General features: G+C 72.7%; 12 protein-coding genes and 2 pseudogenes. 5 read left to right on the forward strand and 9 right to left on the reverse strand.

Going from position 1 to position 14523, the window contains the following annotated elements; all coding sequences use genetic code 11:
* Positions 1-81: 81 nt before the first annotated feature.
* Both ABD369_RS20365 and ABD369_RS20370 read right to left on the reverse strand, forming a co-directional pair.
* A complete protein-coding gene (locus ABD369_RS20365) occupies positions 82-1575 on the reverse strand; it encodes a vWA domain-containing protein (RefSeq protein WP_344637897.1) in 1494 nt (497 codons plus the stop codon).
* Positions 1572-2459, reverse strand: coding sequence for an AAA family ATPase (locus ABD369_RS20370; protein ID WP_344637898.1), 888 nt, complete (start codon positions 2457-2459; stop codon positions 1572-1574). Before ABD369_RS20370 ends, ABD369_RS20365 begins: the two co-directional genes overlap by 4 nt.
* Positions 2460-2660: 201 nt before the next feature.
* Here ABD369_RS20370 and ABD369_RS20375 point away from each other — a divergent pair, with 201 nt between their 5' ends.
* Positions 2661-3992 (forward strand): M1 family metallopeptidase, encoded by a 1332-nt coding sequence (locus ABD369_RS20375; RefSeq protein WP_344637899.1) that lies wholly within the window; start codon positions 2661-2663, stop codon positions 3990-3992.
* A gap of 45 nt (positions 3993-4037) precedes the next feature.
* Here the strand turns inward: ABD369_RS20375 and ABD369_RS20380 are convergent, their stop codons facing one another.
* From ABD369_RS20380 to ABD369_RS20390, 3 genes are all read right to left on the reverse strand, one after another.
* Positions 4038-4595: a hypothetical protein gene (locus ABD369_RS20380; RefSeq protein WP_344637900.1), complete on the reverse strand. Its 558-nt coding sequence runs from the start codon at positions 4593-4595 to the stop codon at positions 4038-4040.
* An 84-nt stretch (positions 4596-4679) separates the two neighbouring features.
* A complete protein-coding gene (locus tag ABD369_RS20385; protein WP_344637901.1) occupies positions 4680-6572 on the reverse strand; it encodes an Ig domain-containing protein in 1893 nt (630 codons plus the stop codon).
* 635 nt (positions 6573-7207) lie between these two features.
* A complete protein-coding gene (locus ABD369_RS20390) occupies positions 7208-7843 on the reverse strand; it encodes an acetate uptake transporter (RefSeq protein WP_344637902.1) in 636 nt (211 codons plus the stop codon).
* A gap of 345 nt (positions 7844-8188) precedes the next feature.
* On the opposite strand from ABD369_RS20390, the gene ABD369_RS20395 reads away from it, so the two are divergent.
* On the forward strand, positions 8189-8512 hold the full coding sequence (locus ABD369_RS20395) for a hypothetical protein (protein WP_344637903.1): 324 nt from the start codon (positions 8189-8191) through the stop codon (positions 8510-8512).
* Between the two features lie 15 nt (positions 8513-8527).
* Here ABD369_RS20395 and ABD369_RS20400 read toward each other — a convergent pair whose 3' ends face one another.
* Entirely contained in the window at positions 8528-9745 is a 1218-nt protein-coding gene (locus ABD369_RS20400; protein ID WP_344637994.1) for an RNA-guided endonuclease InsQ/TnpB family protein, read from the reverse strand.
* 69 nt (positions 9746-9814) lie between these two features.
* On the opposite strand from ABD369_RS20400, the pseudogene tnpA reads away from it, so the two are divergent.
* Positions 9815-10186: pseudogene (tnpA, locus tag ABD369_RS20405) on the forward strand (IS200/IS605 family transposase).
* A 67-nt stretch (positions 10187-10253) separates the two neighbouring features.
* On the opposite strand, the gene ABD369_RS20410 reads toward tnpA, so the two are convergent.
* From ABD369_RS20410 to ABD369_RS20420, 3 genes and pseudogenes are all read right to left on the reverse strand, one after another.
* Positions 10254-11003, reverse strand: coding sequence for a methyltransferase domain-containing protein (locus ABD369_RS20410; protein ID WP_344637904.1), 750 nt, complete (start codon positions 11001-11003; stop codon positions 10254-10256).
* Positions 11000-11701, reverse strand: coding sequence for a TIGR04282 family arsenosugar biosynthesis glycosyltransferase (locus tag ABD369_RS20415; RefSeq protein WP_344637995.1), 702 nt, complete (start codon positions 11699-11701; stop codon positions 11000-11002). Before ABD369_RS20415 ends, ABD369_RS20410 begins: the two co-directional genes overlap by 4 nt.
* Positions 11675-12349, reverse strand: a pseudogene (locus ABD369_RS20420) (glycosyltransferase family 2 protein); the annotation flags it as partial. The pseudogene ABD369_RS20420 and the gene ABD369_RS20415, both read right to left, overlap by 27 nt.
* 115 nt (positions 12350-12464) lie before the next feature.
* On the opposite strand from ABD369_RS20420, the gene ABD369_RS20425 reads away from it, so the two are divergent.
* The gene (locus ABD369_RS20425; RefSeq protein WP_425557688.1) at positions 12465-13301 is read left to right on the forward strand and encodes a response regulator transcription factor; all 837 of its coding nucleotides are present in this window, start codon (positions 12465-12467) and stop codon (positions 13299-13301) included.
* Positions 13298-14449, forward strand: coding sequence for a sensor histidine kinase (locus tag ABD369_RS20430; RefSeq protein WP_344637905.1), 1152 nt, complete (start codon positions 13298-13300; stop codon positions 14447-14449). The genes ABD369_RS20425 and ABD369_RS20430 overlap by 4 nt, the downstream gene beginning before the upstream one ends.
* The last annotated feature ends 74 nt before the right edge of the window (positions 14450-14523 follow it).

Here is a 14523-nt window from a genome sequence, read left to right on the forward strand (position 1 = left end):
GCCGGCGGGGAAGGCGGCTTGCCCTCGCCGGACCGACCCTGCCACAGCCGGCCGGCGACCGCACTCGGATTCCCGCGTTACTCAGACCGGCAGCAGCCGGGCGATGAGTTCGCCCAGGCGGCGGGCGTTGCGGCAGGAGTGCATCTCGACGAGTCCGGCGTACGCGTGAGCGGCGGAGTCGCCGGTGGCCCAGAGCTCGGTCTGCTCGGGGTTGAGCCAGTAGACCCGGCGGGCGCGTTCCGAAATCCGCTTCAGGGCGGGCAGGTTGGGATCGCGGCCGTTGTTGCGGGCGTCGCCGAGGACGAGGACGCAGGTGCGCGGACCGAGCGCGTCCGGATAGTGGTCGGCGAACTCGCCCAGTGCGGCGCCGTAGTCGCTGTTGCCGTGGAAGCCGACCACCTTGGCCTCGGTGAGGATGCGCCGGCTGAGCGCGGCCGGGTCGGCGGAGCCCGCGGAGACCAGCCGGGTCACCTCGTCGGTGCGGTTGACGAAGGCGAAGACGCGGACCTTGCTGAACTGGTCGCGCATCGCCTGCACCAGCAGCATGGTGAAGTCCGCGAAGCCCGCCACCGAGCCGGACACGTCGCACAGCAGCACGATCTCGGGCCGGCCGGGGCGACGCCGGCGGTAGGCCGGACGCAGCGGTACGCCGCCGGTGGAGAGCGAGCACCGAAGGGTGCGGCGCAGGTCGATCCGGCCGCCGCTCGCCTTGCGGCGGCGGGCGGCCAGCCGGGTGGCGAGCTTGCGGGCCAGCGGCTGTACCGTGCGGCGCAGTTCGGCCAGTTGGTCGCGGCCCGCGAACAGGAAGTCGACCTGGTCGGTGCTGGGTGCCACGGCGCGCCGGGCGACCTGGTCGGTGCCGCGCAGTTCGGCGACGCGCCGCCGGGCCTCGGTGCCCACCAGACCGCGGAAGCCCTGGATCCGGCGGCGGATCCCGTCCGCGTCCAGCCGGTCGGTGAACCCGGGCGGCTGTCCGGCACGGAGGGCGGCGAGCACCCGGGCCAGCAGGGTCTCCGGCTGCAACCGGCTGAGGGTCTGGTACGCGGACCAGCCCTGGGCGGTGGGGCCGGAGCCGTACCTGCCGAGGGTGTTCACCGCCTCGCCCGCAAGCCGGGTGAGGGCCGCGCGGTCGTCGGCGGCCAGTGCCTCGGCCAGCCGCTCCCTCAGGTCGTCCAGGACGGCCCGGTCGGCGGGGTTGACGGGACTGACCGGGCTGACGGGGTTGACGGGCTCGGCGGTGGCGGGCCCGGCCGGTCCGGGGTCCGCGCTCCGGCGGGCGGCCTCCGGGGTGCCGACGCCGAGCGGGAAGTAGAGGTCGAAGGTGGCGTCGAACACGGCGCGTTGGCCGTCGGTGCGCAGCAGTGCGGCGGCGAGCCCTTCGCGGATGTACGTGCGGTCGGTGAGGCCGAGCACGGCGAGCACGGAGGCGGCGTCCACACTCTCGCCGGGGCCGATCCGCAGGCCGTGGCCGCGCAGTGCCTGGACGAACCCGGTCAGCCGCTCGGGCAGGGCGTTCACCGGCTCGGCGGCGTCGGCCGCGCCCTGGTCGGCCTCGCTCACTTTGGCCTCGCTCATGTCAACGTCAGCTGACGGGAGGCCTTCAGCACGTCGTCCTGGTGCTTGAGGATCACACCGAGGCTGTCGCGGACCACCGTCTCGTCCAAGGTGTCGGCGCCGAGTGCGAGCAGGGTCCGGGCCCAGTCGATGGTCTCCGCCACCGACGGCGACTTGCGCAGTTCCATCGCCCGCAGCGCGCCGACCACCTTGACCAGCGATTCGGCGAGCACCTCGTCCAGGCCGGGCACCTTCAGCCGGACGATCCGCTGTTCCAACCGGGCGTCGGGGAAATCGAGATGCAGGAACAGGCAGCGGCGGCGCAGCGCTTCGGAGAGCTCGCGGGTCGCGTTCGAGGTGAGCAGCACGAACGGGCGGCGGGTGGCGGTGATCGTGCCCAGTTCGGGCACGGTGACCTGGAAGTCGCTCAGCACCTCCAGCAGCAGGCCCTCGACCTCGACATCGGCCTTGTCGGTCTCGTCGATCAGCAGCACGGTCGGCTCGCTGCCGCGGATCGCGGTGAGCAGCGGCCGGGTGAGCAGGAACTCCTCGCCGAAGATGTCGGTGCGGGCCGCCTCCCAGGTCTCGTCCCGCCCGGCGGTGATCCGCAGCAGCTGCTTGGCGTGGTTCCACTCGTACAGCGCGCGGGACTCGTCGATGCCCTCGTAGCACTGCAGCCGGACCAGTCTCGCGCCGCCGACCCGGGCGACCGCCTTCGCCAGTTCGGTCTTGCCGACCCCGGCCGGGCCCTCCACCAGCAGCGGTTTGCCGAGCCGGTCGGCCAGGAAGACCGTGGTGGCGACCGCCGGCGAGGCCAGATAACCCGCCTCGGCCAGCTTCGCGGACACATCGTCAACCGAGGTGAAGAACCCGGTTCCGGTCGGCTGCGCGCCGTCGTCGCTCATTTCGCCAACTCCCCTTCGCCCAGCGTCGTACCGAGTACCTTACTGGTCGGTCACTTGGCTGGTTCGAGTCGCGGGACCGCTCGGGGAGGGGCAGTGGGCGGACCGCATCCGGGGACGACGGGTGACCTGCGCGGGGTGAGCCCGGCGGTAGGGTGGGTGCCACGGCACCACGGCGGGCCCTCGCAGAGAGCGGACGAACCGGTGAACTCCCAGCAGGCGCGAGCCACCAGCGGCTACTTCCCCGACAGCGGCGACCCGCGCTACCGCGTCCGGCGGTACGAGCTGAAGCTCGACTACCGGCCGGAGGGCAACCGGCTCGTCGGCAGCGCCCGGATCGAAGCCGTCGCCGCCCCGGGACCGGACCGGCTGGGGGAGTTCGCGTTGGACCTGGCCGGTCTGAGGGTCGGGCGGGTCCGGGTGGACGGACGGGCGGCGCAGCACACCCATCGCGGGGGCAGACTGCGGATACGTCCGGCCGTGCCCCCGGCGCCGGGCGCCGAGTTCACCGTCGAGGTGCGGTGGTCCGGCAAGCCCCAGCCGGTCCGCAGCCCGTGGGGCGGGATCGGCTGGGAGGAGACCGAGGACGGCGCCCTGGTGGCCGCTCAGCCGGTCGGTGCGCCGTCCTGGTTCCCGTGCAACGACCGGCCCTCGGACAAGGCCGCGTACCTGATCTCGCTGACCGTGCCGTCCGGGTACACGGTGGTACTCGGCGGGCGCCTGCTGGCGCGCGCCGCGCACGCGTCCACCACCACCTGGGTCTACGAGCAGCCGGCCCCGACGCCCAGCTATCTGGTCGGGCTGTCGATCGGCTCGTACCGGGCGGTGCGGCTGGACGAGAGCCCCGCCGCCGTGCCGCAGCTCGGGTACGTCCCGGCCCGCCTGGCAGCGCGCTTCGAGAGCGACTTCGGGCGGCAGCCCGAGATGATGCGGTTGTTCCAGGAGCTGTTCGGCCCCTACCCGTTCGGCGAGTACACGGTGGTGGTGGTCGATGAGGAGCTGGACGTGCCCGTCGAGGCCCAGGGGCTCGCCACCTTCGGGGTCAACCACCTGGACGGCGCGCGCGGCTGGGAACGGCTGGTCGCCCACGAGCTGGCCCACCAGTGGTTCGGCAACAGCGTCACCGTCGCCGACTGGCAGCACATCTGGCTGAACGAGGGCTTCGCCAAGTACGCCGAGTGGCTCTGGTCGGAGCGCTCCGGCGGCCCCGCCGCCCACACCCTCGCCGAGGCCGCACACCGCCAACTCTCGTCCCTGCCACAGGATCTGGTCCTCGCCGACCCGGGCCGCCGGCTGATGTTCGACGACCGCGTCTACCAGCGTGGTGGCCTCACCGTCCACGCCCTGCGCCGCGTCCTGGGCGACGACACCTTCTTCCGGCTGCTGCGCGACTGGACCGACACCCACCGCCACTCGACCGTCACCACCGCCGACTTCACCGCCGCCGCCACCCGCTGGGCCGGCCGCCCACTGGACGACTTCTTCACGGCCTGGCTGACCGAACCGGCACTCCCGCCCCTGCCGGGTGGCGACTGACGGGCCCGGGCCGCCGGTGAGGAGTTCAGGCCGGGTGTTCCGCCGTCAACCGGTGACCTCGACGGTGACGGTGTAGCTGCCCTGCCCCGGTGGGCAGCGCATCGCCTCGCCGCAGCTGCGCCGCCCGGCGGTGACCTTCGCACTGCCCGGCCGCCGGGCGACGAAGTCGGCCGCGGCCACGCCGCAGCCGCCGCCGGGCTCGCAGGCCCCCGTGGGTGTGCTCCCGCCGGAGACGGCCGCGAGCACCTGGGAGTCGGAACTGGCCGGGATCGACCAGTAGGTGCTGTGCAGCCGGACCAGCACGGCCGTGCCGGTGCCCACCCGGACCGTGCTGCCCGCGGCGTGCTCGTCGAGGAGGACCGACCCGTGCGGGGCCGTACCCGGAGCGGAGGCCGTCGGGGAAGCTGTCGTGGATGCCGGGGCGGACGCCGGGTCGGATGGTGTAGCTGACGCCGGGCCCGGGGCGGACGGCGACGATGGCGATGACGGCCCGGCGGAGGCCGGGCGGCCGCCGGTCGTCGAGCAGCCGCCGACGGCCAGGGCGGTGCTGAGCAGTGCGCCGAGGATGTGCGCGGTACGCCGGTGAACCGTTCGAGGATTCACGGTCCCTCCTGTCGTGGTCTCCCCTTGGACGGCCGCGGGGGCGAGCCGGTTCCGGCCCGCCCCCGCAGTGGGAGTGACGTTACGTCAGGAGACGGTCACGTCGTCGTAGTAGGTGTAGGTCGCGTCGCCCGGGTAGTTGTCGTCCTTGTTGGTGAGGGTGAGGGTGTAGCTGTGGCCCGCGGTGAGGGAGCCGGTGGCCTGCTTCCAGCCCGAGCCCAGGGTGCAGGTCTTGGCCAGGACGGTCTTGCTGGTCCCGGTGGTGTTGTCCTTGAGGGTCGCTGTCGCCCAGTCGTAGGTCACCGTGTCGTCGCAGGTGACGTCGTACCAGAAGGAGACCTTGCTGCTGCCGGCCGGCGCGGTGAAGGTCTGGGCGATCGAGGAGGTGGTGGTCGGGTTGGCCGAGCCGAGCATCGCGCCGTAGCCGCCGCTGTGCGCGGCGGAGGCGGAGGCACTGGTGACGCCGCTCGCGCTCCAGCCGCTCAGGCTGCCGGTCTCGAACCCGCCGTTGGTGATGGTGCCGCCACCGCCGCCGGAGCCGGAGACGGACCAGGAGAAGGTCGCGCTACCGGAGGCGCCGGTGCCGTCCTTGGCGGTGACCGTCACCGAGGAGGTGCCTGCGGTGGTCGGGGTGCCGGAGATCAGTCCCGAGGAGCTGATCGACAGGCCGGCCGGCAGGCCGGTGGCAGAGTAGGTCAGCGTCTGGCCGGAGGCCGAGTCGGTAGCGCTGATCTGCAGGCTGACCGCGGTGCCGACGGTGCCGCTCTGGCTGCCCGGGTTGGTCACCGTGACGGTGTTCTGGCCGGTGCCGCCGCCCACGATCGGGTGCGAGATGGCGCAGGAGTTGGTGTCGTTGGACCAGCTGGCCTGCTCGGCGAAGGTGCCGGTGCCCATGGTCACCATGGCCGCGCCGCCCGCCGTGCCGGGGCTGAGCCAGGCGCACTCGTCCGAGTTCTCCTGGCCGTTGTAGGAGCTGCCGGCCTGCTGGTTGGTCCAGCCGCCCGCCGGGAACTGGTCGGACATCGTCTCGTGCCACTCGTGGCCGAGGGTCATCGTCCAGCCGTCCAGGGCGCCGGGCGAGTTGACGAAGCCGACACCGCAGCCCGCGCCGGAGTCCATGTTGTAGGGCTGGTTGGAGAACGCCAGATCGCCGTAGGGCGAGCTGACCGCGCCGCCGGTGAGCGAGCTGTCACCGGTGTAGTCGTGCCAGGCACAGTACTGGTTCTGGTAGTTGTCCGGGTTGGTGCCGTGCGGCGAGAGGATCACGTAGTAGGCGTCCCGGTTGGCCGCCGCCGTGGTGTTGCCGAAGTGGCCGGCTGCCTTGACGGCCTCCTGGCCCAGCTGGTTGCCGCTGGCCGCGCTCGGCGAGGAGCCGGAGTTGTCGTACCAGACGCCGGCCAGCACGCCGCCGCTCTGGTAGGGGACGAAGCTGGCGTTCGAGGGGCAACTGGTCGCGCCCGCCGAGACGTTGGGGCCGTCACACCACTGCGTCAGGTCGGCCGACCACAGCTCGTTGCCGGTGCCGATGTCCTTGAACATCTCCTGGGCGACCGGTGCGCCGCCCTGCGCGTCACCGGAGAAGGTCAGGTCGCCGTTGCCGTTGGTGCTCTGCGTACCCCACTGGGTGCCGTAGAAGACCAGGTAGACCTTGGCGTGGCCGTCCAGGACACCGACGCCGTTGGTGCCGCCGCCGTACGACAGCGTCTCCGGGCCGGTCGCGACGTGCGGTGACGGCTGGGCAGCGGCCCAGGCCTTCATCTTGGCGTTCTGCTGGATGGTCGGCACCACACCGTGCCGGTAGTCGTGCCCGTACGCGGGGCTGTACGGGTTGGCGACGGATCGGGTCCGGTTCTGCTGCGCGTCCGGCGCGGCCGCCGCCTGGGGTGCGGTGGCGGCGATCAGGGCGCCGGTGACGAGGGACAGTGCGGCGAGGCCGGTCAGGGCGGCTCTGGCCGCGCCGCGGCTGTGGGGGTTGCCCATGTGCGGGGGATCCTCTCTCCTGCAGGTCGCCCGGGCGCCGGTCGGCGGCGGGCGGTCGGGGCTGCGTGGGACAGGTGGCGGGGCGCACTGGTCGGACGGTAGCCCGGTGACCGGGCCGGACGCCGGAGGTGTCGCACGGCAGGGCGGGAGAGCGAAAGGTCACGCGGTGTCTGCGCAGCGGAGGATCCTGGCAGCCGAGGAACTCGGGACACGGCGTAGCGGTCCGCTTGGGGCTCTCGTCCTGTTCCGGCGGTGGGGCGGTGGAACCAACCGTGGTGGATCGCACGGTGTCTGACGATCTGACAGGTTGTGCGCCTCGCTGTCGTGAAGCAAAGCACCGCCGGGGAAGGCGGGTCAACGGAGTCGGCGTGGAGCTGACGCGCTTTTTACCTCCCGACCGATCGATCGGGAGGTTAGGTGTTCGGGATCGTGTGCGATGCATTCATGGACGTCAGAGGGCTGCGGCTGCCCTCGGCACCGCGAGGGCCCGCCCGGCCGCAAGGGCGGGCGAGGTGGTGCGAGGCGCAGGGTGCACGCGACCGCCGCGGTGGCCAGAGCCACCGCGGCGGGATCGGATGGGGTCGAAAGCTGTGCTTCCGGGTATCTCTTGACTCATCGTGAGCCGCTGCGGCGGCTCAACTCAGCGGCCACACCGGCAGCACCGTCCGCTTCCAGGTGCTGTTGGCCACCGTGGCGAAGGAGGCGTACCAGGCGACCAGCGCGGTGATCAGGCCGACCCATCCGCCGATCCTGATCCAGTCGGTCGACTGCGCGAACGCGCCGATGGTGAGGAACAGGAAGGTGAGGCTCAGGGTGGCGAAGACGCCGAGCACGGCGCCGTTGGTGCGCAGTGCGGCCATCGTCATGTAGACGGTGAAGATGGTCCATGCCAGCAGGAACAGGCCGGTCGCCTGGTACAGCTGCGGCTCCTGCATCAGGTGCGGCACCACTCCGCCGACGTACCCCCAGTACGCGAGCCAGAAGGCCCCGAGGGAGGCGAACGCGGTGGCGGCGAAGGTGTTGCCCCGGCGGAACTCCCACATCCCGGCGAGCACCTGCACGATGCCGCCGTAGAAGAAGGCCAGCGGCAGCACCACGTAGCCGACCGCCCCGTTGATCAGTCCGGCGTTGAACCAGCTGAGCACGAAGGTGGTCATGGCCAGGGCCGCCAGGCCCAGCGCGCCCGGATCCGCCGTGGCGGGGGCAGTCGGGGCGGGTGCGGCGACCGGCGCGGCGGCGGGCTGCGAACCCGATCGGTCGGCGTCTGCCACGATGACTCCTTTCCGCGGCGCGGGCGTCCGCCGCCCGGTCGGGCCGTCGGGCCGGAGCGGACTGGGACGGATGCGGCGCCGAGGGTTGCCCGGAGGCCCGGCTGCGGTGTCCATCGGAGGTGGTGGACGCCGACCTGACCACCATCTTTCAGGGTAGATCGGGCAAAAGGATCGGCAAGGCGGCCACGGACGCTCGTTCCGGCCGCAGGGCCGGGGAGAATCCGCCATTCCGCCGGGAACGGAGAGCCGCGCCGAACAGAGGAGGCCAGCATGGGCGGGGACAGGACAAGACGTGTCGGCGTCGCCCTGCGGCGACGGCCCGTTCCGTCGGAAGGGGAACATGCCATGCTCGGCCTGAACAAGGTTCTGGGGACGGCAACCGCGGCCCTGGCGCTCGCTGTTGTCCCGGCCCTGTCCGCCGCCGCCGCGCCCGTCGTCGGATCGACGGACACCCGGCTCGCGGGCTGTATCACCTGGCTTGACAGCGCCGGTCCCGGCGGAGCCGGTCGCGGCCACGCGAAGTGCCAGGGGATGGGCGTCTACGTCAGGGCCACCGTGCACTGTGCGGACGGCAGTTCGTCCACCAGCGGCTGGCGGTGGGAGTACAACAAGGCGGAGTGCCCCTACTCCGTGAAGGCGCGCGGCGTCACGTACCAGACCAGGAGTTGACTTCCGTTCCCCGCCCTAATGGACGGGGATCCCTACCACGGTCGTCTGACCGTCTCGGTGGGTTCCTGCTTCTTCGCGCTGTGCCGGTACGAGTACCGGTCTTACCTGCGCTCCACAGGCTGTCACCGCCAGTCCGGCGGCTTTGGCGACGTTGACCGCCGCGTTGACGTCCCGGTCCAGGACGGCCCCGCACGTCCACTTCCGGACGTTGAGCGGCTTGGGACCGTTCTGGACACCGCAGGTCGAGCAGACCTGTGAGGTGGGCTCGAAGCGGCCGATCCGGTGGAAGGCGCGCCCGTACCGGGATGCCTTGTACTCCAGCATGGCCACGAACCGCGACCATCCCGCGTCGTGCACGGACTTCGCCAGGCGCGTTCGGGCGAGCGCCTTCACCGCCAGGTCTTCCACGGCGACCGCTTGGTTCTCGCGGAGCAGCCTGGTGGACAGCTGGTGGTGGAACTCGCCGCGCGCATCCGCCACCCGCGCGTGAGCGCGGGCGACCTTGATGCGGGCCCTGTCCCGGTTCTTGCTTCCCTCGGCCTTGCGGCTCAGGGCTTGCTGTGCCTTCTTGAGGCGCTTCTCGGCGCGGCGCAGAAACCTCGGGCTGTCGATCTTTCGACCGTCCGAGAGGACTGCGAAGTGGGTCAGCCCGAGGTCGATGCCGACCACGGCGTCCGTCTCGGGCATTCGGGTCAGGTCGTCGGCCGGGTCGGTCTCCACCACGAACGAGGCGAAGAAGCGTCCGGCGGCGTCCTTGACCACGGTCACCGTGGAGGGCGCCGACGGCAGCTGCCGGGACCACTTCACCCGCGCATCGCCGATCTTCGGCAGTGACAGGTCGCCGCCGGTGGTGATCGACCAGCGGGCGTTCGCGGTGAACCGGATCGCCTGCCGGTGATCCTTGCGGGACTTGAACCGGGGTGCTCCTGTGCGCGGGCGTTTGCCCTTGAGTTCGTCGAAGAAGTTCCGGTAGGCCGTGTCCAGGTCCCGCAGGGACTGTTGCAGTACCACGGCGGACACCTCACCGAGCCAGGCCCGCTCCGGTGCCTTCTTCGCCTCCGTAAATGCCTTCGACAGCGCCCCGGACGGGACGAACGGCAGCCCAGCCATGCGGGCGTCCTCACGGGCGCGCAATGCGTCGTTGAACACGACGCCGGCGCACCCGAACGCCCTTGCCAGCGAAGCACGCTGAGGCCCGTTCGGGTACAGGCGGAAGCTGTACCCGAGCTGCATAATGCCGCACCGTACATGTTGGTTCATGGCTGAGTACAGAATGTTTGTACTGGTCGGCACTGTGCTTTCATGCTGCACGCGCATTTGGTTTTCGTGACGAAGTACTGACACAAGGTGTTCGCCGACCGGCACCTGACGCGCATGGAAGAGATCATGCGAAGCGTCCGCCAGGACTTCGAGGTGGCGCTGGTCGAGTTCAACGGTGAGAACAACCACGTCCACCTACTGGAGAATTTCCCGCCGGAGGTCGCCCGGTCGAAGCTGGTCAACAGCCTCAAGGGCGTCAGCTCCCGCCGGATGCGACAGGAGTTCCCCGACCTCATCGAGCACCATTGGCGGGCACAGCGCCTGTGGTCCAGCTCGCACTTCGCCGGATCGGTCGGCGGTGCACCGCTGTCGACAGTCCGCCAGCACATCGAACAGCAGCACCCGCCAGCCTGACCGCCTTCGGCGGGCCACCGTCAACAGTGCGGGAAGGTGCACACCCGTACACATGTCACCACAGGGTTCACAATCGCTTCACCACCAGGCTGAAGCCCGGTGCACTGCGATTGGAGCTGGTAGCGCCGCTGCCGGACGACCGTTCACGGTGGGCGTGATCGCCGTGGTCGCGGGCGAGCGCCAGGAAGCACCGGCCGTGCGAGGTCCAGCGCTCCCGCTCGACCAGGCCCGCGTGCGCCGCCCGGCGCACGGTCGCCTCGGCACCGAGCCGTGCCCACCGGAAAGGCGGACCGCAGCGGCCGTCGGGGCCCTGCACCTGTACGGTCAGCCGTTCGTCCACCGCCGCCGGCTCCACCTCAACCAGCAACCGGCCGTCGGGCGAGAGGAGTTGGGAGACCCGGTGGAGCAGCGCGTCCGGGTCCCCGCCGATCCCGAGGTTGCCGTCGGCGAGCAGGACCGTGCCCCATCGCCCCTCGGCGGGCAGCCGGTCGAACAGCGAACGGCAGAGCGCCGGACCGCCCAGGTGCTGGGTCCGGGCCACCGCCGTCAGCGTCACGTCCACCCCCATCGCGGGCACACCCAGTGCCAGCAGCTCCGCGACCAGGCGACCGGGGCCGCAGCCCAGATCGAGCACCGGGGTGCCGAGCCGGACGCAGCGCCGCAGCAGTTCGTGATCGGCCCCGGCGGCGGGCGCGCACCAGCGCTCGACGTCCAGCCGCAGCCGCCCGCCGTCCGAGCGGCGCAGCCAGAGCGGGCCCCGCCCGGACGAGATCGCCTCGGCGAACGGGTCGTCGACCCACGGCCGGGTGGCGGTCACCGGTCCGCTCCGCCGTGCTCCGGCGCCGAGCGCTCGCCCAGCGCGCCCGCGACCGACCGCCAGGAGCAGGCGAACTGCCCGCCCGGCCGGAGCGCGGCGACCTCGGCTGCGTCCCGGACGCCGTCCACGTCGGTCAGCGGCGGCAGGTGGCGGACGGTCAGACCGCTCAGCCGGGCCAACAGGACCGCGCCGGTCCGATCGCAGGACATCGGCACCCCCGCCAGCAGCCGGCGGGCCAGCTCGGCCGTCGGCCGGGCCAGGCCGAGCGCCCAGAAGCCGCCGTCCGTCGCGGGGCCGTACCAGGCGTCCACCCCGCTCCGCCGCGCGGCGGACAGCGGTTCGGCGAGCATCCGCGCGGTGAGCTGCGGGGTGTCCATGCCCACCAGCAGCGCGGGCGCACCGGGTGCGGCGTGCGCGAAGGCCGCCGCCAGCCGTACGTCCAGGCCGCCCGGCGACTGCGGGACCACCTCCCAGCCGGGCGGCAGCCAGCGGCCCGGGACGCCGTCCAGGACCAGCACCCGCCGTCCGGCCGGGACGGTCGACAGCGTGCGCAGGGTGTCCGAGAGCGCGGCCTCGGCCAGTGCGGCGGCCTGTTCGGGGGTGCACGGCGGGGTGAGCCGGGTCTTCACCCGGCCGGGGAGCGGCTCCTTGGCGATCACCAGCAGGGTCGGCGGCGGAGCGGCGAGCACGGCCCGCATGTCCCGGACCGCCTGACGGGTGCCGCGCAGGGTGCCGGTCACCTTGGAGCGGCCCGCGCGCGGGCGGTACTCCACCGGACGTTCGGCGATGCGCATCCCCGCCGCCGCCGCGGCGAGCACCATCTCCAGCGGATAGCCGGAGCGCCGGTCGCCGAGTCCCAGGGCCAGCAGGCGTTCGCGCCGGGCCGCGCGCATCGGGCCGAGATCGTGCAACGGGGCCCCGGTGCGGGCCCGCAGCCGCCGGGCCAGCTCGGCGTTGGCCAGCCGGGCGTGCAGCGGCCAGGCCCGGGCGGAGGTCGGACGGCGCCGTCCGAGCACCAGGTCCGCCGAACCGGCCAGCACCGGCCCGGTCAGCCGCGGGAGCTCGGCCGGATCCAGCGAGCCGTCGCAGTCGAGGAAGCAGACGAGTTCGGCGCCGGCCGCCAGCAGACCGGCGTGGCAGGCCGCGCCGAAGCCCCGGCGCGGCTCGTGGACGACCGTCGCGCCCATCGAACGGGCCAGCTCGGCGGAACCGTCCGTGGAACCGTTGTCCACGACGATCGCGCGCCAGCCGGACGGGATCCGGTCGAGCACCCAGGGCAGCGCCGCGGCCTCGTCCAGGCAGGGCAGCACGACGTCGACGGAGGCCGGTGGGGGAGGAGTGGTCACCCGGCTGACGCTACCCGGCGCGGGCCGGGCGGCAGCGGCTGTGCGACCTTACGGAAGTCGTACGGAGCAGTGCGCGGCGGCCGGTCCGGGCGGCGGGTTTCCTATCCTCGAAGGCGTGACAGACAACCCCGCCACCCCGGCGGCACCCGTAACCGCGCCTGTGCCCGCGACCGCGCCGAACGGCCGGGAAGCCGGCACGGGCACACCCGCGAGCGGAGCGGCCGCCCGGCCCGCGCGGATCCTGGTGGTCGACGACGACCCCACCGTGGCCGAGGTGGTCGCTGGCTACCTGACCAGGGCCGGCCACCGGGTGGAGCGCGCCGCCGACGGTCACGCGGCGCTGGCCGCGGTGGCGGCGGCCCCGCCGGACCTGATCGTGCTGGACCTGATGCTCCCCGGCATCGACGGCCTGGAGGTCTGCCGTCGGCTGCGCGCGAGCGGCCACGGCACCGAACTGCCGGTGGTGATGCTCACCGCCAAGGGCGACGAGGCCGACCGCATCCTCGGCCTGGAACTCGGCGCGGACGACTACGTCACCAAGCCGTTCAGCCCGCGTGAACTCACCCTGCGGGTGCAGTCCGTGCTGCGCCGCTCCCGGGCCGCCGCCGCGCCCGCGAACTCCGCGGGACTGCTGACGGCGGGGGATCTGTCGCTCGACCCGCAGGCTAGACGGGCCCACCGGGCCGGACGTGAACTCTCGCTCACCCTGCGGGAGTTCGACCTGCTGGCGTTCATGATCCGGCACCCGGCGACCGCATTCGGCCGGGAGGAGCTGATGCAGCGGGTCTGGGGCTGGGACTTCGGCGACCTGTCCACCGTCACCGTCCACGTCCGCCGGCTGCGGGAGAAGATCGAGGACGACCCGGCGGCACCCCGCCTGATCAACACCGTCTGGGGCGTCGGCTACCGCTTCGACCCGGCCGGGGCGAGTGGGGGAGTGGAGGAGTCGTGAAGGACCTGCTGCTGATCGCCGCCTACGCCGCCCTCGGCGCGGGCGCCGCCGGACTGCTCGGCTGGCCGGCGGTCCGCCTGCTGCGCCGCCGCTCGCTGGCGCTCTCGCTGTTCTGCGTGGCCGTGGTGACGGTGCTCGCGATGACTGCCGGGACGCTGGCGGTGGCACAGGCGATGTTCCTCTCCGAGCACGACCTCGGTGTGGTGATCACGGTGCTGTGCATGGCGGCCGCGGTCTCACTGGGCACCGCCGCGCTGCTCGGCCGCCAGGTGGTCGCGGGCAGCCGGGCGCTGGCCCGGGCGGCGCGCACCGTCGGCAGCGACGACGGCTTCGCCGCGCCCGCGCAGCCGCTCGGCTCCGAACTCGCCGAGCTGAGCGCGGAACTGGCCGCCACCAGTGCGAGGCTCGCCGAATCCCGCAGGCGGGAGCAGGCGTTGGAGCACTCCCGGCGGGAGCTGATCGCGTGGATCTCGCACGATCTGCGGACGCCGCTCGCCGGACTGCGGGCGATGGCCGAGGCGTTGGAGGACGGCGTGGCGGAGGACCCGCCCCGCTACCTCACCGGGATCCGCACCGAGGTGGACCGGCTCACCGGCATGGTGGACGACCTGTTCGAACTCTCCCGGATCCAGGCCGGTGCGCTGACCCTCTCGCTCGCCCGGGTCTCGGTCTACGACCTGGTAGGTGACGCGATCGCGGGCGCCCACCCGCTGGCGCGGCAGCGCGGGGTGCGGCTGGAGGGCGGCCGGGTGGAGGCCGAGCCGGTGGAGGTGGACGGCCGGGAGATCACCCGGGTGCTGGACAACCTGCTGGTGAACGCCATCCGCGCCACTCCGGCGGACGGGGTGGTCGCGGTGGCGGCCCGCCGTGAGGCCGACGAGGTGGTGCTCTCGGTCACCGACGGCTGCGGCGGCATCCCCGAACAGGACCTGCCGAGGGTCTTCGACACCGGCTGGCGCGGCGTCAGCGCCCGTACGCCGCGCTCCGCCGACGGCTCCCGTCCCGAGCACGGCGACAGCGGCGCGGGCCTGGGGCTGGCGATCGTGCGCGGCATCGTCGAGGCCCATGCGGGCCGGGCGAGCGTACACAACGTCAGCGGCGGCTGCTGCTTCGAGATCACGCTCCCGAGTGCCGCCGGGGGGCGCTGAGCCGGAGCACTGCGGATCACCGGCCTGAACCGTTGCGGTCGCCGGGTGCCGCCCCTCTTGGGGCCTTTGCCAGT

Source organism: Kitasatospora cystarginea, from assembly GCF_039533515.1.
GTDB lineage: Bacteria > Actinomycetota > Actinomycetes > Streptomycetales > Streptomycetaceae > Kitasatospora > Kitasatospora cystarginea.

What these genes read in the sequence shown, in the direction of transcription:
- ABD369_RS20370 (WP_344637898.1), bottom strand. Translation starts at nt 2,459, where the DNA reads ATGAGCGACGACGGCGCGCAGCCGACCGGAACCGGGTTCTTCACCTCG.
- ABD369_RS20365 (WP_344637897.1), bottom strand. Translation starts at nt 1,575, where the DNA reads ATGAGCGAGGCCAAAGTGAGCGAGGCCGACCAGGGCGCGGCCGACGCC.
- ABD369_RS20395 (WP_344637903.1), top strand. Translation starts at nt 8,189, where the DNA reads ATGCTCGGCCTGAACAAGGTTCTGGGGACGGCAACCGCGGCCCTGGCG.
- ABD369_RS20400 (WP_344637994.1), bottom strand. Translation starts at nt 9,745, where the DNA reads ATGCAGCTCGGGTACAGCTTCCGCCTGTACCCGAACGGGCCTCAGCGT.
- ABD369_RS20415 (WP_344637995.1), bottom strand. Translation starts at nt 11,701, where the DNA reads ATGCGGGCCGTGCTCGCCGCTCCGCCGCCGACCCTGCTGGTGATCGCC.
- ABD369_RS20385 (WP_344637901.1), bottom strand. Translation starts at nt 6,572, where the DNA reads ATGGGCAACCCCCACAGCCGCGGCGCGGCCAGAGCCGCCCTGACCGGC.